At 36.1% G+C, this 23,187-nt stretch carries 23 protein-coding genes and 2 other annotated features; of the genes, 5 read left to right on the forward strand and 18 right to left on the reverse strand.

Annotated elements, in window-relative coordinates; all coding sequences use genetic code 11:
- Positions 1-132 precede the first annotated feature (132 nt).
- The 4 genes from ACU8YW_RS22690 (at position 133) to ACU8YW_RS22705 (ending at position 2,452) form a co-directional block, all read left to right on the forward strand.
- Entirely contained in the window at positions 133-690 is a 558-nt protein-coding gene (locus tag ACU8YW_RS22690; protein ID WP_426934087.1) for an HD domain-containing protein, read from the forward strand.
- Between the two features lie 139 nt (positions 691-829).
- Complete coding sequence (locus ACU8YW_RS22695) at positions 830-1,543, forward strand: CPBP family intramembrane glutamic endopeptidase (RefSeq protein WP_087985373.1); 714 nt, start codon at positions 830-832, stop codon at positions 1,541-1,543.
- A 142-nt stretch (positions 1,544-1,685) separates the two neighbouring features.
- Positions 1,686-2,057 carry a DNA-binding protein gene (locus ACU8YW_RS22700; RefSeq protein WP_088064544.1) on the forward strand — a complete coding sequence of 124 codons (372 nt, stop codon included), beginning with the start codon at positions 1,686-1,688 and terminating at the stop codon, positions 2,055-2,057.
- A gap of 38 nt (positions 2,058-2,095) precedes the next feature.
- The gene (locus ACU8YW_RS22705; RefSeq protein WP_088609283.1) at positions 2,096-2,452 is read left to right on the forward strand and encodes an ammonia permease; all 357 of its coding nucleotides are present in this window, start codon (positions 2,096-2,098) and stop codon (positions 2,450-2,452) included.
- A 21-nt stretch (positions 2,453-2,473) separates the two neighbouring features.
- Here the strand turns inward: ACU8YW_RS22705 and ACU8YW_RS22710 are convergent, their stop codons facing one another.
- Positions 2,474-4,273, reverse strand: coding sequence for a DHA2 family efflux MFS transporter permease subunit (locus ACU8YW_RS22710; RefSeq protein WP_087985376.1), 1,800 nt, complete (start codon positions 4,271-4,273; stop codon positions 2,474-2,476).
- Between the two features lie 12 nt (positions 4,274-4,285).
- Entirely contained in the window at positions 4,286-4,939 is a 654-nt protein-coding gene (locus ACU8YW_RS22715) for an HlyD family secretion protein (protein WP_001071411.1), read from the reverse strand.
- A 297-nt stretch (positions 4,940-5,236) separates the two neighbouring features.
- On the opposite strand from ACU8YW_RS22715, the gene ACU8YW_RS22720 reads away from it, so the two are divergent.
- Positions 5,237-5,854, forward strand: coding sequence for a TetR/AcrR family transcriptional regulator (locus ACU8YW_RS22720; RefSeq protein ID WP_048544339.1), 618 nt, complete (start codon positions 5,237-5,239; stop codon positions 5,852-5,854).
- Between the two features lie 40 nt (positions 5,855-5,894).
- On the opposite strand, the gene ACU8YW_RS22725 is transcribed toward ACU8YW_RS22720, so the two are convergent.
- The 16 genes from ACU8YW_RS22725 to polA all read right to left on the reverse strand — a co-directional run bounded on the left by ACU8YW_RS22725 (position 5,895) and on the right by polA (position 22,954).
- Entirely contained in the window at positions 5,895-6,980 is a 1,086-nt protein-coding gene (locus ACU8YW_RS22725; protein WP_048544341.1) for a M42 family metallopeptidase, read from the reverse strand.
- Positions 6,981-7,049: 69 nt separating this feature from the next.
- Positions 7,050-7,541: a dUTP diphosphatase gene (locus tag ACU8YW_RS22730; protein WP_098133589.1), complete on the reverse strand. Its 492-nt coding sequence runs from the start codon at positions 7,539-7,541 to the stop codon at positions 7,050-7,052.
- A 470-nt stretch (positions 7,542-8,011) separates the two neighbouring features.
- Positions 8,012-8,368 (reverse strand): 50S ribosomal protein L20, encoded by a 357-nt coding sequence (rplT, locus tag ACU8YW_RS22735; protein WP_001138364.1) that lies wholly within the window; start codon positions 8,366-8,368, stop codon positions 8,012-8,014.
- A 37-nt stretch (positions 8,369-8,405) separates the two neighbouring features.
- Complete coding sequence (rpmI, locus tag ACU8YW_RS22740) at positions 8,406-8,606, reverse strand: 50S ribosomal protein L35 (protein ID WP_001125946.1); 201 nt, start codon at positions 8,604-8,606, stop codon at positions 8,406-8,408.
- Positions 8,607-8,627: 21 nt separating this feature from the next.
- Positions 8,628-9,131, reverse strand: coding sequence for a translation initiation factor IF-3 (gene infC, locus ACU8YW_RS22745; protein ID WP_000973214.1), 504 nt, complete (start codon positions 9,129-9,131; stop codon positions 8,628-8,630).
- Positions 9,132-9,193: 62 nt separating this feature from the next.
- Positions 9,194-9,314: a sequence feature (ribosomal protein L20 leader region), on the reverse strand.
- Between the two features lie 210 nt (positions 9,315-9,524).
- Positions 9,525-11,462: a threonine--tRNA ligase gene (gene thrS, locus ACU8YW_RS22750; protein ID WP_446894004.1), complete on the reverse strand. Its 1,938-nt coding sequence runs from the start codon at positions 11,460-11,462 to the stop codon at positions 9,525-9,527.
- A 47-nt stretch (positions 11,463-11,509) separates the two neighbouring features.
- Positions 11,510-11,739: a binding site (T-box leader), on the reverse strand.
- Between the two features lie 31 nt (positions 11,740-11,770).
- Complete coding sequence (gene ytxC, locus ACU8YW_RS22755) at positions 11,771-12,652, reverse strand: putative sporulation protein YtxC (protein WP_087985377.1); 882 nt, start codon at positions 12,650-12,652, stop codon at positions 11,771-11,773.
- A 278-nt stretch (positions 12,653-12,930) separates the two neighbouring features.
- Positions 12,931-13,869 (reverse strand): primosomal protein DnaI, encoded by a 939-nt coding sequence (dnaI, locus tag ACU8YW_RS22760; protein ID WP_000400114.1) that lies wholly within the window; start codon positions 13,867-13,869, stop codon positions 12,931-12,933.
- Between the two features lie 33 nt (positions 13,870-13,902).
- A complete protein-coding gene (locus ACU8YW_RS22765) occupies positions 13,903-15,309 on the reverse strand; it encodes a replication initiation and membrane attachment family protein (RefSeq protein ID WP_426934088.1) in 1,407 nt (468 codons plus the stop codon).
- 151 nt (positions 15,310-15,460) lie between these two features.
- On the reverse strand, positions 15,461-15,922 hold the full coding sequence (gene nrdR / locus ACU8YW_RS22770) for a transcriptional regulator NrdR (protein WP_001203687.1): 462 nt from the start codon (positions 15,920-15,922) through the stop codon (positions 15,461-15,463).
- 285 nt (positions 15,923-16,207) lie between these two features.
- Positions 16,208-16,591 (reverse strand): adenosylmethionine decarboxylase, encoded by a 384-nt coding sequence (speD, locus tag ACU8YW_RS22775; protein ID WP_002003660.1) that lies wholly within the window; start codon positions 16,589-16,591, stop codon positions 16,208-16,210.
- A gap of 387 nt (positions 16,592-16,978) precedes the next feature.
- Positions 16,979-18,007 (reverse strand): glyceraldehyde-3-phosphate dehydrogenase, encoded by a 1,029-nt coding sequence (locus ACU8YW_RS22780; protein WP_000198978.1) that lies wholly within the window; start codon positions 18,005-18,007, stop codon positions 16,979-16,981.
- Positions 18,008-18,116: 109 nt separating this feature from the next.
- Positions 18,117-18,719 carry a dephospho-CoA kinase gene (coaE, locus tag ACU8YW_RS22785; RefSeq protein ID WP_088064547.1) on the reverse strand — a complete coding sequence of 201 codons (603 nt, stop codon included), beginning with the start codon at positions 18,717-18,719 and terminating at the stop codon, positions 18,117-18,119.
- 53 nt (positions 18,720-18,772) lie between these two features.
- Positions 18,773-19,405, reverse strand: a complete 633-nt coding sequence (ytaF, locus tag ACU8YW_RS22790) for a sporulation membrane protein YtaF (RefSeq protein ID WP_000281739.1) — start codon at positions 19,403-19,405, stop codon at positions 18,773-18,775.
- A 72-nt stretch (positions 19,406-19,477) separates the two neighbouring features.
- The gene (gene mutM, locus ACU8YW_RS22795; protein WP_087985380.1) at positions 19,478-20,308 is read right to left on the reverse strand and encodes a DNA-formamidopyrimidine glycosylase; all 831 of its coding nucleotides are present in this window, start codon (positions 20,306-20,308) and stop codon (positions 19,478-19,480) included.
- Positions 20,309-20,320: 12 nt separating this feature from the next.
- On the reverse strand, positions 20,321-22,954 hold the full coding sequence (gene polA / locus ACU8YW_RS22800; RefSeq protein WP_048544346.1) for a DNA polymerase I: 2,634 nt from the start codon (positions 22,952-22,954) through the stop codon (positions 20,321-20,323).
- Positions 22,955-23,187: the final 233 nt, after the last annotated feature.

Raw genomic sequence — 23,187 nt, forward strand, 5'->3', positions numbered from 1 at the left:
TCTATAAAATTTTTCTTCTCCTAAACATTTCTACTTTACTAACGCTACACAGATGGAGTACAATATTCAAAATACATTTAAACCGATCGATTTTCTTTATAGACACCATTAGATAAAAGGAGTGAATGTTTTATGCAACGTATTACGCTTGAACAAGTTTTTAAACATCACATTACACAAAAATATGTAAACCGTTCTGGAATGGTCCACGCGATTGCTGTCGCTTACCATGCGTTTCACTTAGCGAAAAAGCATCATGCCTCAGTCGATGCTGCAACAAAAGCTGGTTTCCTTCATGATATCGGACATCACACATGGTACAGCGAGGGAGAATGGGATTATGACTTGTATAAAAAGAATGATATACATGCGATTAAAGGAGCAGAAAGAGCTCATAAATTGCTTATTAGATTAGGAGAACATCCGAAACTAGCAAAAGAAATTTCTATCGCGATTCTTCTTCATACAGATTCTTTCTTAGTACAGCAAGAAATTGAAAGAACATCTCTTCAAAACATTATTAAATGGGCAGACGAAGCAGATGAAGAACCGGGCGGAGCGCACCATTATAGAACGATTTCTTATGAAAAAGCATTAAGAGCTATTCAACAGTTAGACCGATTGGTAGAACGTGAATTGCAAATAGAGCAATCAAAATCGAATAACAAGGCAGAACATAGTTATCAATGAGAAAGAGGCATCACTATAGGGTGATACCTCTTTTATTATTTTATGGAAAATACACCTTTATATGTAATATTTAAATATTACATATAAAAACAAAATACTTTATAATTAAATATACAAATATAAAGAGGTGATTTTACAAATGCAACCCGCTACACAACTTTCTAATGAACAGAAATACTCTATGTCATGGGGACAATTTATTAGCTCCGTTTTATTCGCTTTTTTCGGAACCGGACTTATTACTGTGTTCCTCGCAATGCCCTTAACAATTTATACAGCCGGTCTTACAGATAAAAAACAAATTGCCCTGTATGAATCTATTGCAAATACTGCAAGTATCGTATTACAACTAGCCGTGTTGTTATTCTTCATTTTTAAATTCGAACCCGCAAAAAAATTACTACTAAAATCTTTTAACTTTAAAGCACTTAAAGAATGGCGTACATACGTATACTTACTTCTTTTCTTCGCTACAAATATTTTACTCAATTACATCTTGTTAAATTATATGTTCCAAGACGCAACAAAGCAGCAATCTTCCGCACTTAACTTAGACGTTTTCAAGCAGTATCAAATATTATTACTTCTCGGCTTCGCAATACTTACACCAATTTTTGAAGAGCTGATTTTCCGTGGTTTTATACTCCGCTTCTTCTCAGAACGCTTTCCATTTTGGATTGCAGCTATCGTAACAAGTTTCTTCTTCGGTATCGCTCATACATACTCACTTGGCGTAATGGTAATTACTTTCTTCATGGGATTATTAATGGCTATTTTATGTAAAAAAACAAAATCCATTATTCCAGCTATGTTATTTCATATTATGAATAATATGTTGGCATTCTTGAGTTAGAAAGAGGTATCATCGCGATACCTTTTTTATTAATTCGTATCATTACTTCTCATTTCTATCAATTTATACATATTTATTAATAATATCCAAAATAAACCTCATGTAGTAAAATATAACTGATTACTATAGAAGGAGACTATATATGTTGAGCTTACTTTGGGTTGTTTATATGCCACTTCTTGTTTTATGCGGATTGTTCGGTGGTATTTTTTTAATTGTTACTAGCATGAAACATCGTAAATTATTTGTTGGTTTAATGGGGCTACTTAGCTTCTCCTTTGTCACACTACCTTTTGTTTTTTGGGGCATGGGAGTGGATAGCAATGCAATCCTCCCTATTTCAACAACTTTATATTGGATACTGTTTTCTTTAACTGGATTATTAGCAGGGATAAGTGGAGTCCAAACCAAAATTAAAAGTATACGTAATATGGGATTCATTATTTTCATCGCTGGTATATTAGGGGTTATCTTCTGGTTACTCATGACTGTAGGTGATTCATACTATATATAATATTTTTTAGAACCCCATAAATCGGAGGTAATACAAAAGTGTTCGGAATATTAACTTGGATGATTTTCGCTCTTACTTTGATGTTATGCGACTTCATCGTTGGCATTTTTTTAATTATTGCTGGTATTAAATGTCGTAAATCACTTACTATTATGGCTGGTTTCATTAGCATATCGCTTATTGTTGTTCCTATCATTTGTATAGGTTATGGAATAGATTTAGAGGGGATTGTTCCAATTTCGGGAACTTTATATTGGTGTTTCTTCTCTTTGGCTGGACTATTAGCTATTATAAGCGGAAGACAAATATCCAGTATTCGTGCTATGGGAATGGTTTTATTTATAACAGGACTGTGCTCCGTAACTGGTTATCATTTTTTATATTTAACTCTTTAAACAGACAAAAAAGCAGGGAAATTAATTCCCTGCTTTTCTATTTGGTTTATTGCCTGATGGTAAGAAGAACGATAATACCCAAGCAATCCCTGCGAGTATCGTCGCAATTAAGAAGGCATCGTTAATACCGTTAATTGCAGATAACTTCGAAATTTGTCCAAATAATAGTTGCGTGCTCATCGCATCTCCTGCTTGCGCTGATCCAGCGATCGCTGCTAAACTTTGCCCCATGCCGTGTACTTTATCAACTAAGATTGGGTTTGACGTTGTTAACATGTTGCCGTAATCTGCTACGTGAGCAGTCGTTTGCTGCGTCATAAGTGTGATTAAAATCGCTGTTCCAATTGAACCAGCTACTTGTCTTGACGTATTTTGCGTTGCTGTACCGTGAGAAATTAATTTCATCGGCAGTGCGTTCATACCTGCTGTCATAATTGGCATCATAATGAATGACATACCAATCGAACGTATAATATAATCCGTCATAATAACGCTATACGGTGTATCCATCGATAACGTTGTGAATTCATATGTCGCAAACGTTGTAATGGCTAAACCGACAATTGCTAACGGACGAATACCATACTTATCAAATAGTTTACCTGCAATGGGTCCCATGATCCCCATAATTAATGATCCTGGAAGTAGTAATAAACCTGATTCTATCGGTGTGAAACCGCGAATGTTTTGCAGATATACCGGAAGTAATAACATACCTCCGAATAATGCCATCGTAACAATTGCATTAATTACTAAAGTAAAAGTAAATACTGGGTATTTAAACACTTGTAAATCAAGCATTTTGTTGTCCGTTGTTAGCTCTCTCCAAATAAATACCGCAATACCTACTACACCAATGATAAGTGAAATAACAACCTCTGCACTAGTCCAACTATTATTTCCTGCTTCACTAAATCCGTACAATAAGCTACCTAGTCCAATACTTGAACTAACAACACCGAATACATCTAACTTCGTTTTAGATACCGGCTGAGCTAGTGTAAAGAATTTTAAAGATAGGAATGTAATAATTAAACCGATAATAAACATCGCATAGAACATTAAGTTCCAGCTATAGTTTTCAATCACCCAGCCCGTTACAGTTGGTCCGATAGCTGGTGCTAAAATCATCGCTACACCTAGTAATCCCATCGCTGCTCCGCGCTTATGAGGCGGGAATAATGTCATGAAAATATTCATACCAACCGGCATTAAAATACCTGCACCCACCGCCTGAATAACGCGGCCCGTCATCATCATTGTAAAGTTTCCTGAAATAGCACAAATGATAGATCCTACCGTGAAGAATAACATTGCCGCTACGAATAATTTACGATACGTAAATCGTGAAACTAAAAAGGCACTAATCGGTACTAAAATACCATTTACAAGCATGAAACCTGTAATTAACCATTGTGCTGTTGAAGTTGATACGTTAAATTCGTTCATTAACGGAGGCAATGCAACGTTAATAATTGTTTGGTTTAAAATAGAAACGAACATGCCGAGAATTAATACAGCTACAACTGCTTTGACGTTCACATTTTCTACAGGCGTAGACATTTGTTTTTTCGGCGCTTCTTTTTCTTGTTTTACTTCTTCTTGCTTTCCTGTTTCTAACTCAACTACATTAGAAATTTCTGCTTCTTGCTTTCGTTCAATTTCTTTCTCTTCTGTTTCTACCTTACTTACTTCTATTTTATTTACGGCTGGGACTTGTTCTTCTCCCACGTTCGTTTTTTTCTTTCGTAAAAGACGATTTACAAGGAAGAAGACGATTATACAAAATAGTGCATATCCTGCAATTGCAATTGAGGACATCTCATCTCCCCCTTACTTATGAATACGAACTGACACATTCATTCCAGGAACAATATTTACTGATTTACTATGATCTAAAGAAATTTTAACTGGTACTACTTGTGTTACTTTCGTATAGTTCGCTGTTGCGTTGCTTGATGGTAACATAGAGAATGTATTCGCTGTTGTTAATCCAACTTGCTCTACTTTTCCTGATAAAGTTGTATCTGGGTATGCATCTACATACACATCTACATCTTGACCTTTTTGTACATCGTCAACATCTGTTTCTTCAATGTTTGCTGTTACCCATAAATTGTTCATATCAAATGCATAAGCAATTGGGCTACCTGCTCCAACGAAAGCATTTGTTGTTGCATTTGATTGCACAATTGTTGCATTTTGTGGAATTGTTACATCTACTGTTTGTTCTCCATTTGCTGCCGCTACAGTAACAGCACCTAATTTATCATTTTCATTGTAATTCTTTCCTACTTCAGCTTTCCAGTCAGTTAATTTACCTGCTACTGGTGATGCAATCGGAATTACCTTTCCATCAATTTTTGCATTTTCTGTTTTTAAATAATTTTCCGCTTGATTGTAATAGTAATAACCGCCAATACCGCCGCCAACTAGTACAATTAATGTGATAATGTTGATAATCACCATTCTTCGAAACTGATTCATTGCATTCCTCTCCTTATATCGCATATAATTTTTTTCTAAACTATTTACGTCCTTATTGTTTAGAGTGTTTAATTGTTAATTATATTAACTTTTAAACAAAAAAATCACACCATCTGCGGTGTAAATTGAAATTTATCTACCTGCGAGCGGTGCTGATTTCTGAAGGACTATCGTTTATAATTATAAATAATTATTTTGAATCTACAACCGACAATTTAAGTATGAAATGTCGCTTAAACAACAATATAATACCTATATGTTGTTTAAGTATAGAAAATTAAACGAGGGGAAGTAAAAATGTCTATTAAAAATACAAATGATCCACGTGTAAAGCGGACGAGACAACTCATACAGGATGCTTTTGTCGCTTTAGTAGGCGAAAAAGGATTTGATGATGTAACTGTTCAACATATTGCAGAACGTGCTCCTGTAAATCGCGCTACGTTTTATAGCCATTACCATGATAAATATGACCTATTAGACAAAAGCATTGAAGAAATGTTAGAGAAATTAACAGAAGTTATTAAGCCGAAAAATAGAAATAAAGAAGATTTTCAACTTACATTTGATTCACCACATCCGACATTTTTGGCTTTGTTCGAACATATTGCAGAAAATGTGAACTTCTATAACGTTATGCTTGGTGATAAAGCCGCTGGAAACTACTCTTATAAAATGATGAAAACAATACAAACACATTTAACATTAAGCCTGTCTATTTCACAGCCAGATGATAAAGATCTTATGGTTCCTCGTGATATTTTAATTAGTTATGTGACAGGAGCTCATATCGGGATGATTATGTCATGGTTAAAAAGAGGGATGATTTATACCCCGCATTTTATGGCTATGCAATTAACTCGTTTAATCATTTTAGGTGCTCATACTGCTGCAGGATTAGAACGACCTTTTTAAAACATAAAAAAGCGAAGGAAAATCTCCTTCGCTTTTTCTATTAATTAAATGTAATGTTATGTACAGCCTCTTTATCAAGACGTTTAATAACTTCTACAATTAACTTCACTGCATTTTCATAGTCATCACGGTGTAACATTGCCGCATGAGAATGAATGTAGCGCGTTGCAATCGTAATTGCCATAGACGGAATACCATTTGCAGAAATGTGAATTGCGCCTGCATCCGTTCCACCGCCCGCTACTGAATCATATTGATACGGGATTTGTAATTCGTCAGCAACATCAACTACAAAGTCACGTAAACCTGTATGTCCAATAACAGAAGCATCATATAAAATGATCTGTGGTCCATCACCCATTTTACTTTGCGCTTCTTTTGCCGTTACACCTGGTGTGTCACCAGCGATACCAACATCTACTGCGAATGCAATATCTGGTTTAATATAGTTCGCAGATGTTTTCGCACCACGAAGACCAACTTCTTCTTGTACAGTCCCTACGCCGTATACAACGTTTGGATGCTTTTCATCTTTTAATTGTTTTAATACGTCAATTGCAATTGCACAACCAATTCGGTTATCCCATGCTTTTGCAAGTAACATTTTTTCATTTTTCATCACTTGGAATTCAAAGTAAGGTACAACTTGATCGCCAGGTCGTACGCCCCACTCCATTGCCTCTTCTTGGCTAGAAGCACCAATATCGATGAACATGTCTTTAATTTCAACTGGCTTTTTACGCGCTTCTGGAGGTAAGATGTGTGGTGGTTTTGAACCAATTACACCTGTTACATCTCCTTTACGCGTTACAATTGTCACGCGCTGCGCAAGCATAACTTGTGACCACCAGCCACCAACTGTTTGGAAACGAAGGAAACCTTTGTCATCAATTTGCGTAATCATAAAGCCAACTTCATCTAAATGACCTGCAACCATAATTTTCGGGCCGTTTTCTTCCCCTATTTTTTTCGCAACTAAACTTCCTAAATTATCAGTAGAAAGTTCGTCCGCAAACGGCTCAATATATTTCTTCATTACTTCGCGTGGTTCACGCTCGTTACCCGCAATACCACGTGCATCTGTTAATTCTTTTAGCATTGTCAATGTCGCGTCTAATTTTGTCATTGCCAACACCCTCCTTTTTCTTCAGTCACTTCATTATACAAAAGGAAATTGAAATATTCAAAAATTAAATCAGTATCCTTGTGTTTGACGCTGATGATTTACTTTATTTTTATCTAAATATGCCTTTTCAATTTCTTCTTGCTCAAACTCTAGCGCTTGTCCAAGTCGAAGGTAGCTTGTAAATAATTCAATATAGTTCGTAATAGATGGTTGATCTGTAAAACGAATTACTTTCGCATATGTGTCTAAGAAAATTTCTACTTGTGTTTTATTCGTTTGTGCACATTTATAGAATAGGAAGTTTTTATCAATACCTAAATCAATTCCGATTGATAAAATAAAATGCAAGCCATCTACGTATTCTTCTAATATTACTTCACGTTCTGATGCTGGTTTGTTGCTCCAATATTTAAAACAACGTGTTTCATTTGCAAGTTCTCCAATTTCTACAAGAAGAGCTAACATTTTTTCTTTTAACAACTTTTTCGGTTGTAAATCATGCTCTTTTACAATACGGTCATCTAATTCTTTTTGTAATTTAAATAGTTGTAGTAAGTCCATTCTATTGTCCTCCTCCAACATCGCATTTTACGCAACAATGTTGTTTCATCTCAAAGTTCATTATTATTTTTCGTTTCTTATTAATAAGTCAGCCATTTATCTCTTTACAAAATAGCTTGTCCTTAATTTACAAATACGTTTCAATCATCACTATTAGATTGTTCACTCCGATTGGTGATAGTTAATCATTATCCGGGGATTGTCCACTGATAAAAAATTTATTTTATCTGATGAAAGTTCCATATCATCTTTCCATTATAGCAGTGTCGTTTCAGGTAGGAAAGATACTCTTCTTTCCAAAGGGGGATAATTGAAAAAAGCCAGGAGAATTCTCCTGGCTTCATATATATATTCTTCTATATCGCTATAGCTTTTATATTGATTTTGTCATATCGATAACGACATACTTCTCTTTGCATACAAATAAAAAAACCTTAGAAGAAAAATCTTCTAAGGTTTCAACTAATTAATTAGTTAATGTTGTTTTTTGCAACTGTTGCTAATTCAGCGAAAGCTTTTTCGTCATGAACAGCTAAGTCAGCAAGCATCTTGCGGTTAACTTCGATGCCAGCATTTTTAAGACCGTGCATTAAACGGCTGTAAGAAAGACCATTCATACGAGCTGCTGCGTTGATACGTGTAATCCATAATTTACGGAAGTCACGTTTCTTTTGACGACGGTCACGGAATGCATACATTAGAGATTTCATAACCTGTTGGTTAGCAACCTTGAATAATGTACTCTTAGAACCGTAGTAACCTTTTGCTAATTTTATAACTTTTTTACGACGTTGACGAGTAACTGTACCACCTTTTACTCTTGGCATAATATTACCTCCTAATTGTTCTATATATCAGCCGAACTTATTTTAAGTTGTCAAGCATTTGACGAATGCGTTTGAAGTCACCAGCGCTTACTACACCAGCTTTACGTAGTTTACGTTTAGCTTTTGTAGATTTGTTAGCGAATAAATGGCTTGTGTAAGCGTGAGAACGTTTCAGTTTACCTGATCCAGTCTTTTTGAAACGCTTTGCAGAGCCGCGATGAGTTTTTTGTTTAGGCATAGGTATTTCCTCCTCTATCTATTACTTATCGTTTTTCGGTGCTAAAACTAAGAACATACTACGTCCTTCCATTTTAGGCTTAGATTCAATTGTACTAACTTCAGCACAAGCTTCTGAGAAGCGATCTAAAACACGTTGACCGATTTCTTTATGAGTAATGGCACGTCCTTTAAAGCGAATTGACGCTTTAACCTTGTCGCCTTTCTCTAAAAACTTGATAGCATTACGAAGTTTTGTGTTAAAGTCGTGTTCATCAATTGTTGGACTTAAACGAACTTCTTTCATGCTAATTACTTTTTGATTTTTGCGCTGTTCTTTTTCTTTCTTCTGTTGCTCAAAGCGGAATTTACCGTAGTCCATAATGCGGCATACTGGCGGTTTCGCATTTGGAGCAACTAATACTAAATCAAGATTAAGATTTGCAGCTAAGTCTAAAGCGTCATTACGAGACTTGATTCCAAGTTGATCGCCATTTGCACCAACTAAACGTACTTCACGTGCACGAATTTGCTCGTTAATCATCATATCCTTGCTAATAGTAAGCCACCTCCAAGGTTTTTTCAGAACATCTTTTGTAGTCATAGAACCCGACAAAAAAAGTGCGGGCATACGACACCCACACTTGTAAATTCTTAAGTAAGAAATACATTTACCTGTAAACTGCGAATGCGTCCATCAGGTGAGAAGCGGGTGCTTCTACTTGTTCCACAAAACAATATTCTATTATCCTTGATGAGTTTATCATAGGACATGACGTCTGTCAAGAAGACGCTATGTGTTTTACTAACAACAAGAAATATTGTAACAAACAACTAACATACTTGCAATACTTTTTTATGATAAGTATAGTTTGGTTATTTTTTCTAGTTTTTCTTTTTTATAATACATACGAAAGCCGCGGTATACCGCGGCTTTGTCTTATCGTTTTCCTTCTACTTTAATCATATCAACAAAAGCATCTAATGCAATTGTTTCTGATTTTTGTTCACCATATTTACGTACGTTTACGCCGTTTTCAGTTACTTCATTGTCACCTACTACAAGCATGTACGGAATTTTTTGCATTTGTGCTTCACGGATTTTGTAACCAATTTTCTCTTCACGAGTATCTAATTCAACACGGATACCAGCACGACGTAATTCATCTTGTACTTTCTTCGCATAGTCTAAATGTACTTGCGGAGAAACTGGAATTACTTGCGCTTGAACTGGAGCTAACCAAGTTGGGAATGCACCTTTGTATTCTTCAATTAAGAAGGCTACGAAACGTTCCATAGTTGATACAACACCACGGTGAATTACAACTGGACGATGTTGTTTACCGTCTTCACCAACGTAAGATAATTCAAAGCGTTCTGGAAGTAAGAAGTCTAATTGTACAGTTGAAAGTGTTTCGTCTTTTCCAAGAGCAGTACGAACTTGAACGTCAAGTTTTGGACCGTAGAATGCCGCTTCACCTTCAGCTTCATAGTAATCAAGACCCATTTCATCCATAGCTTCTTTTAACATACCTTGTGCTTTTTCCCACATCTCATCATCAGCATAGTACTTTTTAGTATCAGCTGAGTCACGATAAGATAGACGGAATGAATAGTTCTCTAAACCAAAATCTTTGTACACTTCTAGAGTTAAGTTTACAACACGTTTTAACTCTTCTTTAATTTGATCTGGGCGAACGAAAATGTGCGCATCGTTTAAAGTCATTCCACGTACACGTTGTAATCCAGATAATGCTCCAGACATTTCATAGCGGTGCATTGTTCCAAGTTCGGCAATACGGATTGGTAATTCACGGTAGCTGTGAATATCATTTTTATAAACCATCATGTGGTGAGGGCAGTTCATCGGACGAAGAACTAACTCTTCATTATCCATTTCCATTGATGGGAACATACCATCACGGTAGTGATTCCAGTGACCAGAAGTTTCATAAAGCTCTCTGCTTCCTAGTACTGGAGTGTATACGTGATCATAGCCTAAGCTTGCTTCTTTATCAACGATGTAACGCTCGATAATGCGGCGGATAGTTGCACCTTTTGGTAACCAAAGTGGTAAACCTTGTCCTACTTTTTGGCTATTAGTAAATAGTTTTAATTCTTTACCTAATTTACGGTGATCGCGCTCTTTCGCTTCTTCAAGCATACGTAAGTGCTCATCTAATTCTGCTTTCTTAACGAATGCAGTACCGTAAATACGTTGTAGCATTTTATTATTGCTATCGCCGCGCCAGTAAGCACCTGCAACGCTTAATAATTTAAATACTTTAATTTTCCCTGTAGATGGAAGGTGAACACCACGGCAAAGGTCGAAGAATTCGCCTTGCTCGTAGATTGAAATAACTGCATCTTCTGGAAGATCGTTAATTAAATCTAATTTTAACTCATCGCCGATTTCTTCAAAGCGACGAAGTGCTTCTGCACGTGGCACTTCATGACGAACGATTTCTAAGTTCTCGTTCACAATTTTTTGCATTTCTTTTTCGATTTTCTTGAAGTCTTCAACTGTAATTGCTTCTTCCATATCAATATCGTAGTAGAAGCCATTTTCAATCACTGGACCAATGCCGAGCTCAAGCTTAGCATCTTTATATAAACGTTTTAACGCTTGTGCTAATAGGTGGGCTGTTGAATGGCGTAAAATGTATAAGCCATCTTCAGAATCTAATGTAATAATAGAAACTGCACCATCTTCTTCGATTGGTGTAACAAGATCGATCATCTCATCGTTTAATTTTCCAGCCACAGCTTTTTTCTTTAAGCCTGGGCTAATAGAAGCTGCGATTTCTTCAGTTGTTACGCCTTTTGGAAACTCCTTCACAGCTCCATCAGGGAAAGTAATTTTAACTACATCTGCCATCACTGGTCACTCCTCTTTTTTTCAAAATAAAAAACACTCATCCCGTAAAAAGGGACGAGTGTTGAATTCGTGGTTCCACCCTTGTTCCAATTAACATTATTGTTAATTGCTCAAGTTCAACATAACGGTGTTGTCCGTTAGCAATTACTAGAAAAAACCGTTCACTGCTAAAGTTTAGAGGTGGTAAGTAATAATCCCGTACTAGGAAGCTCACACCCTAAGGCTTCCCTCTCTGAAAATCGTAGAAAACTACTCATGTCCTCATCATGACATTTCAATATATTTCATTTATGTAGGTAATTATATGCTCAAAAACTTAGAAAATCAAGGGCGTTACCTTTATTTTTTAAATTTTTCACATTGCGCTCAAACTCATGTAATCCATGTAATTGGACCCGTTCTTGAAATACATTTCGCAAAGTAATAATCATATTATGGTCTTGTTCTTTCGTATATAAATAAATTTTTTTCGGCGAAATAGAAAGAAGTGGTGCAATTACTTTCGTATCAATATATACATCCTTTTGCTTTAATAATTCCTCGTCTATATATTGGACCAATTTCTCCTGTTTTAAACGTCTACCTTTATCATCATAGAAAATAAAACTTTCATCAAAAATAAGATGCACACAGGACAAACGTGATTTTCGGCTGCGCACTTGTTGCCTTAGCGTCTCAATAAACATTTGATATTCTTGTTCCAACTTATACTCATCAATCGACAATTCAGCAAGCTTAGCTACCATTTCCCTATATGTACGAAGGCGAAAACGAACATATGATGAAAACGAGAACGAAAGCGGATCACAAAGCCAGTTATTTAAAGAAGATTTAATATATGATTCAAATGTGTGACGTGTTAATTCACGAGCAATCCCTTTTCTTCTTCCCTTTAAAATCTCTTGTGCCATATGCAATATTTGATGACACTCTTCCTCTTCTTCATAAAAAAACTTCTCTTTTAAGATTGTATAAATCCACTTATTTTGCTTTACATTCACAATGAAATATACCATTACCGGCAATAAAATCTTTTCAATATAATTCGATTCACATACTGGTATGTGAATCACCACTTTTTGTTCCTGTAAATACACACTCGTTTCCTTATATAACAGTTCCGCTCTTTTCAATAGTTGTCTATATACATGCATAGCATCATTTTTTTCTTCGAAGCAAATTTCAATCACTTTTGTCCCCCCTTTTATCCCTGCTCTAAAGGATTGTATCTATACGTTACAAATCCTATAAGAGTCCGTCCCGCGTGAAGTTCACTCTTAGTAGAATTACATTTCCTATCGTTAGAAAATCCACTCAATATGGCTTGCTAATTTTATATATATTAAGGGAGGGAGAAAAAAATGATACAAGCTACAATGAATTTTCTATAAGAAGTTTTTCGTTTTGCAATTCACCTATTCTGAAAAGTGTTCAAAACGAAAAAAGAGCAAGCTTTTCAGCTTACTCTTTACTTATGACGTCGGTTTTTCCCGCCAATCGGAATTGGCTTCGCTAAATATTTAATTCGTTCCATAATACGCGCTGCTTTCATTTGTTCTGCTTCACCACGCTGTGTATACGTTAAATGATGTTCCAATTCCTTGAAATCAAAGTTAGACGTAAAGAACGTCGGTAAGTTTTCTAACATACGGAATTGCAAAATGGCACCAAGCACATCGTCACGCACAAAACTTGACATCGCTTCTGCTCCGATATCATCTAGCATTAAAACTTGTACGCGTTTCACCGCATCAATCTTTTCCCCAATCGAATTATCTTGAATCGAACTTTTAATTTCACGTAAAAATTCAGGGAAGTATACGAGCATCGAACTTATTTTCTTTTGAGCAAGTTCATTCGCCATTGCTCCTAACAAATACGTTTTCCCTACACCAAATTTACCGTACAAATATAAACCTTGTACTTTTTTACCAGGTTCATATGTACTTAAAAATTCATTAGCTGCACCAATTGCATCAATACGCGCATCTAAATCTGAAGGATCTAAGTTTTCCATCGTTGCCTGTAAAATGTCAGTTGGCATATATACACTTTGAACGAGTTTTTCATATTTCTTTCTCTCGTCATATGCTACTTTTCTAACGCAACGATCGTATTGAATATCAATCATCTTCCCTTGGATAACGAGCTTTGGCTCATATCCTTGCAGCATGTTTTTACACGAACCTAGATCCGGACAATCCGCACAACCTACACTTTGTCCAATATATTCGTATAACTTCACAAGGCTGCGCTCAATCATAGAAGTTGTTACTTCACCTTGATGTTCGTCTATAAATTCTTTCACACGCGGATGCGCCATTACTTCCGCCTTTAATACTTCATATCTATTTTTAAAATTTTTATTTTCCATTAACTTTGCAAATGAATTTTGAATATGCTCCATTTTCTCACCTCAAAGAGCGTTCATTCTCTTCTATTAATCACGCTTATATTTTTTTAACACTTCTTCTAGTCGTTTTCGTTCATCATCTAACGTACTTGCATCTTTTTTCTTACTTACATCTTTCTTCACTGTTTCTTTCTCTTGTTCTTTCGGCTCTTCTTTCAGCCAATCTGGTACCATTTCTTTTCTTATCGTTTTCTTCGACGTACGGCCTTTTTTCTTCGTCTCAGCCCATTCTTGATATTGACGGTTTTCTTCTTTCGCTAACGCCATTGCTTCAGCTACTGTACCGACCTTTTTACGTGCCCAATGCCCAGCAATTTTCTCCACATACGTTTTCGCAAGCTTCATATCTGAGCGTAGCATAACGTAATAAATAAGTACATTCACAACACCTGGCGTTAATTTTTGATTGATCATTACATCTTCAACGATCTGCAAGTCAGCCTTTGTCGCCTCTGCACCACCAGAGATTTCTTTTAATAGTTGTTTTGGTGAGATTTCCTCTAACTGTTTTATTAACATCTCTTCTTGTGTAGAAGGCTCTTTTCCTTCCATCATACGTGCAGCGTGAGGTTGTACTCTTTCACTTAATACAGGTAACGCTTGACCGTTTTCGAACTGATACCAATCACGTGCTCCTTTTCTAAGCCTTTCGGTATCAATTGTCTGCATCTCTGTCACCGTACCAAGAACGATATTTTGCATCGATAACACATCTACATCGTACACGTAAGCAAGTGTAATGACACATTCTCGCACTTGATCTGTAATCGCCTTTTTAGGGACAAGAGCGGACAAGCCATCTACAAATAAGGAGAAATCAAAGAAATCATTCCAAACTTTTGGAGCGTCTCCCTTCTCGTTACTTGGCATAGCTGTCGTTTTTGGAATACGAAGATCTTCTTGCGCATGCTCAAGCTGTCCTGGATTAAACGAACCAAACACATCATTGAAAGAACGCGTAACATTTTCATAAGAAGCAAAATCAAATTCTTCTTCTAAGAAATATTGCTTTACTTGATTATATTTTGTCCGACTCAATCGATTGTATAAAAAGATGCTTAACACAATATCATCAAAAAACTGCTTCGGAGATAAAGGTGGTTGCAATTCATATATAAACATTCGAATATCTTTTTCTTTCTTAATATATACCTTCAAAAGCCCAATTGCTTCTAACTTTACTCGTTCCTCATATATTTCGGGAAGCTGCATCTGCATGGTCACCATAAGGGAATGATGTGTATTCTCTTTTCCAAACACACGATCTTGCTCTAACTCTCCCCATAGCGTCATGTACAAACTAAAAGCTCTACTACCTATTAACGGCTGATACAACATCGTTAACACTTTTCGGTCGTAATTATGCAATAACCCTTTCGCACTTACTTTATAACGATCAATTGGCAATAGCTCCATCCATGAATGTTTTTCCATTCTTGCTTTTCCTTTCTCTCATCCAATCTATCCTCTACTTCATTCGTTCTATCTTCATTATATAATTGCTTAGCGAAAAAGAGCTATTAGCTTTCGCTTCTAGCTCTCTTATCTCATTACTACGGTATGTAAAGAGAATAAAATACAACTTCTACTCTCTTTCTTTTTGCAGTATATCTTTTAATTCTTCAATAAATACATTTAAATCTTTAAATTGGCGATATACAGAAGCAAAACGCACGTAAGCAACATCATCAATATCACGCAGTTCTTCCATAACAATTTCACCAATCATATCACTTTTCACTTCTGATATACCTAAATTACGAAGTTCACGTTCCACACTTTGAGTTACTTCTTCTAATTGTCTTAAAGATACTGGTCTTTTTTCACACGCTTTAATTAAGCCGCGCAAAATCTTTTCTTTATTAAATTCTTCTCGTGTGCCTTCTTTTTTTACAACGATAAGAGGTGACTCTTCTACTCTTTCAAATGTCGTAAAGCGACTTAAACAACTTTCACACTCTCTCCTTCTTCGAATAGAGCGCCCCTCGTCTACCGGACGCGAATCTAACACTCTTGTACCATTATGCGAACAGGATGGACAACGCAATATATTCACTCCTTTACACTATACTCTTTATTTTTTCTCTACTTACTTCATCTGACAATATATATACAATATTATATAACTCATTCTAACTCTCTTACCACTTTAAGTTTAAGCACATTATTTTATCATCTCGTTTTCAAAAATAAGATGGTAGATGGGGTGCTAACTTATTCGTAAGAGCTCAATTTATCTCACTAACGAGTACGTTATATTTTTCCTTTTTTATAAACTAAAAAAGAGGTGCATTATACACCTCTTTACATTTTAAATCAATTATGTTCTTTTTTAAAGAGCTTTTGTTTCTCTCTGCTTAATTTCGAAGCTACCAGTGCCTCGAGGAAGCTCGATGCTCTCACGCGTTTTCGCGTTTAAACCTTCTGCAATATATTCTGCAGCAACATTTGGATCAATACGATCCCCACAAGTATAAACATCAATACTTGCGTAACCGTGCTCCGGAAAGCTATGAATTGTTAAATGTGATTCCGAGATAATTACTACTCCACTTACACCTTGTGGTGCAAATTTATGGAAAGCAACCTCACGCACTTCAGCACCAGCTCTCAGTGCTGCATCCACAAATAATTGTTCAATATACGGCATGTCATTAAGCTTGTCGAAATCGCAATCCCAAAGTTCAGCGATTACGTGACGACCCATCGTATCCATAGTATCCATTCTACAGTTCCCCCTTGTAAATTTATTCTAACTGTTCGAATTGAAAACTAATTTGCAATTTGGCTTGCTCCACTACCACGGGGGAAAGTTAGTCCAGAGAGGTCCTAACCCTTTAAGTAGTGACTACGTACCTCAGCTCTTAAGTTTACGAGTGTTAGTATACTTTGTTTATTTTCATTTTGCAACAACAGTTTTTTCGATTTTCTGTCATATTTTCCTCTTTACTTTTCCCTAAAAAAAATAAATGATTCACAAATACAGTAATCACAACGTTTCGTGGTATGTCCACTTTCAAAAATATACTCCTATAATTTTTTTCCTTTTCAGAAAAAAATAAAAAAAGAGGGCAAATATTCACTTGCCCTCTCCCTTATTCACTTAAATATGTTGCACATTTTTTTGTTTCGCTAATTCGTCAACAACTAACGTTACAAGATCTACAACACGACGAGAGTAGCCCCACTCGTTATCATACCAAGCAAGTACTTTCACTTTACGATCACCCATTACCATTGTAGATAAACCATCAATAATAGCTGAGTGTGTATTTGTATTAAAGTCAATAGATACTAAAGGCTCTTCGCTGAATTCTACAATGCCTTTTAACGCACCGTTTGCAACAGTTTTGAATGCTTCATTAATAGCTTCAACTGTCACATCACGTTTTACATCTACTACTAAGTCAACAAGAGACACGTTTGGCGTTGGTACACGAAGTGCCATACCATGAAGTTTTCCGTTTAAGTGCGGAAGAACTTTTGCAAGCGCTTTCGCGGCACCTGTCGTTGTCGGAATGATTGATTGTCCGCAAGCACGTGCTCTTCTTAAATCTTTATGTGGGTTATCAATATTTTTTTGGTCATTTGTATAAGCGTGAACAGTTGTCATTAAACCGTTTTCAATTCCAAACTGCTCATCTAACACCTTAACAACAGGCGCTAAACAGTTTGTTGTGCAAGATGCATTTGAAATAACAGTATGTTTTGTAATATCTAATTGGTCTTCGTTCACACCAACTACAATTGTTACATCTTCATTTTTACCAGGCGCTGTTAAAATAACTTTTTTCGCTCCAGCTTCAACATGAAGAATTGCTTTTTCTTTTGAATTAAATTTACCAGTTGCTTCAATTACAACTTCAACACCTAAATCTGTCCAAGGCAATTCCTTTGGATCGCGGTTGTTTAAAAGGCGAATCATTTTCCCATCAACTAACAAGTGATCTTCAAATGCTTCTACTGTTCCGTCAAACTTGCCGTGAACTGTATCATATTTAATTAAATGTGCTAACGTTTCAGATGGATAGCTTGCATTGATTGCTACAATTTCGAATGCGCTTTCTTTTATTGCCTGACGAAATACCATTCTCCCAATACGTCCAAATCCATTAATTGCCACACGAGTCATAATATGTTATCCCCCTTGAATGCGTTATACTATTTATCTCCAATCCCAATAATAGTATAACACAAAAAGGGGATATGTCACTAAGCATTTTCATTAATTTCACAATTTTTTAGTCAATAATGTTCCAATTCTTTAAAATCACCTGTAATTGTGTTTTCGTTCCCATAATTGTGCCATCATTATTTATCACTTCATCTGCATTCTTCACTTTTTCTTCTAACGGCATTTGAGATTGAATACGAGCTGTTGCTTCTTCTTCTGAAAAATTATTTCGTTTCATTAAACGTTCTAATTGCGTATGTGGCTTAACCGCTACAACTAATACGCGGTCAACGAGACTTGTTAATTTGCTTTCAAATAAGAGAGGTATATCTAACACAACCGCTTGCATACCTTCCTTTATGTACTTTTCCTTTTGTGTATTCATTTCCTCACGAACTGCAGGATGAACGATTTTATTTAACTGCAATCGTTTTTCTTCATTATAGAAAACGACACTTCCTAATTTCGGGCGATCCAATTCTCCATCTTCTTGTAATACTTCCGTTCCAAACACTTCTACAATTTTGTTATATGCTGGTTTTCCTCGTTCTACAACTTCTCGCGCAATAATATCTGCATCAATAACTGGTATACTCAGTTCACGAAACATTTGAGACACTGTACTTTTTCCACTTGCAATGCCTCCCGTTAATCCAATTACTACTGTCATCATAATCCTCCTCACAATATAAAAGGCGCGAAACTAATGTTCCACGCCCATACTTACATTTTCCAAATTCCAATAATAATGAGTAATACCCCAGGCAGGAATGTAAATTTTTGTAACCATTTCATATTTGATAAAACCGTGCCAAGTTTCATTCCAATAAATAAAAACAAAGAACTCATAACCGCAACTAATATTGCCATCATAGCGGGCGCATATCCTAATAAAGATGCACCAATTCCAGCACCGAACGAATCTATAGAAAGAGCGATACCAAGAAGTAACGCTTCTCCTGCAGAAATGGTGCCTGATTTATCAAAATCTGCAACAGTCGGTTTCCGTAAAATTTGAATCACTAGCCCGAGCGAAGCAATTTCTAATTTCCAAACCTTCTCCTCTTGCTTTGGTTCTTCTTTTTTCTCACTTCGAAAAAATTGATATAATACCCAAATTCCTATTCCAATAAGAACAAGCCCACCGATACGCGTTGCGATAACAGGTGAAAATATTTTCGCGATCATATGTCCAATTCCCATTGAAACAAGCATAACAGCCGCTGAACACATTCCGATAATTATAATTGATCTTAGTGGAATTCTTACGCTTCTTAAACCATATGTTAGCCCTACACTACAGCTATCTAAGCTTAATGTAAAAGCTAATAAAATAAGAGATAAATAAAGGTACATCGGTAAGCTCCTCCCTTATACATAGCCCTGCTGTATGTATATGACAAATGCCTATCCAATGTTATCTCTTTTCTATATTCTCGGCTGACAAATCGGGCAGTAATGCGTTCCTCTTCCGCCAACAACTGTTTTTTCTAATATCGTACCGCAAGTCACACATGGTTCTCCTTTTTTTCCGTATACATTTAGAAGTTCTTGGAATGAGCCAATTTGCCCTTGCGAATTCATATACGTTCGAATTGTACTTCCGCCTCGCTTCACTGCTTCACCTAACGTTGTAACAGTCGCCTCGTAAATTCGTTCAATTTCTTCTGCTGTTAAAGACGAAGCTTCTCGTTCCGGATGAATTTGAGAACGGAATAAAACTTCATCTACATATATATTTCCAAGCCCTACTAAAAGACGCTGGTCTAATAATACGACTTTTATTTTACGATTGGTCTTTTGCAATCTTTCTTGTAAATACTGCGGTGTCAATTCAGCATCAAACGGCTCCGGACCTAAGTCAGCAAGAGGCATTTGATTCAATTCTTCACCTTTCTTAAAGAGATGCATCGTACCAAACTTTCTCACATCTTTATAATGTAATTCAGTTCCATCTGTAAATAAGAAACGGACGTGTGTATGCTTATCAATTGGCTCATCCTCTTGATGCAGTAAAAACTTACCTTCCATACGTAAATGTGAAACAATAACATAATTCGTTACATATAAAAGCAAAAACTTTCCTCTTCGCTTTATATTTTCAATCTTCTCGCCTCTTAGCATTTCTTTAAAGATTTCTGCATCATCCGGACGTTTTACTATTTTTGGATAAGTAATAATGACATCTTCAATCGTTTTTCCTGTTACAAGATTTTCAAGCGTCCGCCTAACATTTTCAACCTCTGGTAATTCAGGCATTTCATCACTTCCTTATTTTGCGTCGTACCAAGTTGGACCGTAAGAATAATCAACTTTCAGCGGAACCGCGAGTTCAATCGCATGCTCCATTACTTCAGGTACAAGCTTCTCTAATTTTTCAATTTCTTCTTTTGGTGCTTCAAATATCAATTCATCGTGTACTTGCAGAAGTAGACGCGCCTGTAATCCTTCTTCTTCTAGACGGTCTGCCATAATAATCATCGCTTTTTTAATAATATCTGCTGCAGTCCCTTGAATTGGTGTATTCATAGCCGTACGCTCAGCAAAGCTACGTAAATTGAAATTACGACTCGTAATTTCCGGAATATAACGGCGGCGATTTAATAATGTAGCCACATACCCTTTTTGTTTCGCATCTTTTACGATGTCACTCATGTATTCTTGTACACCAGGGAAACTTTCTAAATACTTTTCAATAAATTCCGCTGCTGCTTTTCTTGTAATTCCTAAGTTTTGTGAAAGACCATAATCACTAATACCATATACAATCCCGAAATTGACAGCTTTCGCTTGTCGTCTCATATTCGAAGTTACTTCATCTTTTTCAACGCCAAATACATCCATCGCTGTTTTCGTATGAATATCCATGTCATGTTGGAACGCTTCAACTAGCCCTTTATCATTTGCAATATGAGCTAATACGCGAAGTTCAATTTGTGAATAATCTGCCGCATACATAATCCATCCTTCTTCTGATGGAACAAATGCCTGACGAATCTTTCTTCCTTCTTCTAATCGAATCGGGATATTTTGCAAGTTCGGATCCGTTGAACTTAATCGACCTGTTTGCGTTAATACTTGATTGAAACGAGTATGGATTTTAGATGAATCTTCATGTACAACTTTTAATAAACCTTCAATATAAGTTGAATTTAGTTTCCCTAATTGACGATAATGTAAAATGTTTGGAATGATTTCATGGCGATCCATAAGCTTTTCTAGTACATCTGCTGACGTAGAATAACCTGTTTTCGTCTTTTTAATAACTGGTAAGTTTAAGTTCTCAAACAGAATAACACCAAGCTGCTTCGGTGAATTAATATTAAATTCTGTTCCCGCAAGCTTATAAATTTCCTGTTCCATTTCCTTTAATCTACCTGCAAGTTCTTCTCCCATATTACGAAGACGCTCCGTATCAACTTTTACACCTTTTACTTCCATATCAGCTAATACACGCGCAAGTGGTAATTCTAACTCTGTAAACAGTTCATATTGCTCATTCTTTTGTAACTCTTCAACGAATGTTTGCTTTACATCATATAATACGTGCACTTTACGAGCTACATGCTCCGCTACTACTTCTAGCTCTGGAACAGCACGCTTCGCACCTTTTCCGTAAACTTCTTCATCAGATTTCACAGCATGTGTTTCTTTCATTTTTGCTACAGTACGGAAATCTTTATCCGTATCAGCCGGGTCAAGTAAATAAGCAGCGATTAGTAGATCAAAGTCAATCCCTTGCATATCTATCCCGTTCCATTTAAGTGCAACGATTGCGCGCTTCGCATCAAATGTATACTTTCTCATTTCTCCATCTGCAAGCCACTCTTTAAAAGCGTCTGACTTAAGAGCAATTTCTGTTTGAATAAAGTAACAGCCATTTTCATTTTGAATACCAAAACCTTGAATGTCCGCTTTATGATAGTTATCTTCTTGTACTTCAACAATAAGCGCACTATCTTGCACTAGCATTTCTTCTGTAACTTCTTCCACAATATCAAATGTAATATCATCTAATTCAGCTGGAGTCGTTTCTTCTGGCGTAACACCTAATTTATTTAAAAGTGATGTAAATCCTAAATTCTCGAACATTGGAATCACATCACTTGCTTCATACCCTTTATACTCCATATCATCCACATGCACTGTAATCGGCGCATCTGTAATAATAGTTGCAAGATCTTTACTCATAAGAGCTTGGTCTTTATTTGCTTCTAGCTTTTCTTTTAATTTCTTCCCGCTCACTTGATCTATATTTTCATACACTGCCTCGACCGTTTCAAACTGTGTTAACAATTTAATCGCAGTTTTTTCACCAACTCCTGGTACACCTGGAATATTATCTGACTGGTCTCCCATTAAACCTTTCATATCGATAATTTGCTTTGGTGATAAGCTGTATTTCTCAAATAAAGCTTCTTTCGTATATTCATCCACTTCTGTAATCCCTTTGCGTGGAATACATACGAGTGTATTATCTGAAACAAGTTGCAGTAAGTCTTTATCTCCTGAAATAACTTTTACATGAAACCCTTGTTCACTCGCTTCTTTCGCTAACGTCCCCATAATGTCATCCGCTTCATAATTTTCTAATTCATAACGCGGTACGTTGAATGCATCAAGCATCTCACGAATAAACGGGAATTGCTCTGATAATTCAGGTGGAGTCTTTTGACGTCCTCCTTTATACTCACTATACGTTTTATGACGGAATGTCGTTTTACCCGCATCAAACGCTACTAACATATGCGTTGGTTTTTCTTCCTCTAATATTCTCATTAACATCATTGTAAAACCGTAAATTGCGTTCGTATGTATACCTTTGTCGTTATTTAAAAGCGGTAGTGCAAAGAAAGCACGATACGCGATATTGTTACCATCTACTAATACGACCTTTTTTTCCAAACCAGAAACCTCCCCATACAAATTTGAAATGATTTTTTTCACAGAAAAAAAACCGTTCCTTTCCTCTCTCTATATTAACATGACTAATAGAGAGAAGAAAAATAACGGCTATTTTCTATCATATATATAAACGTTTACTAACATAAAAGGGAAGTGACGAGAACAGCATAACTATTCTCGTCCAAAATTACTCCTTGGATGAAGGGGTTTTCATGTATTATATTAACAGACCT

Source organism: Bacillus pretiosus (genome assembly GCF_052947655.1).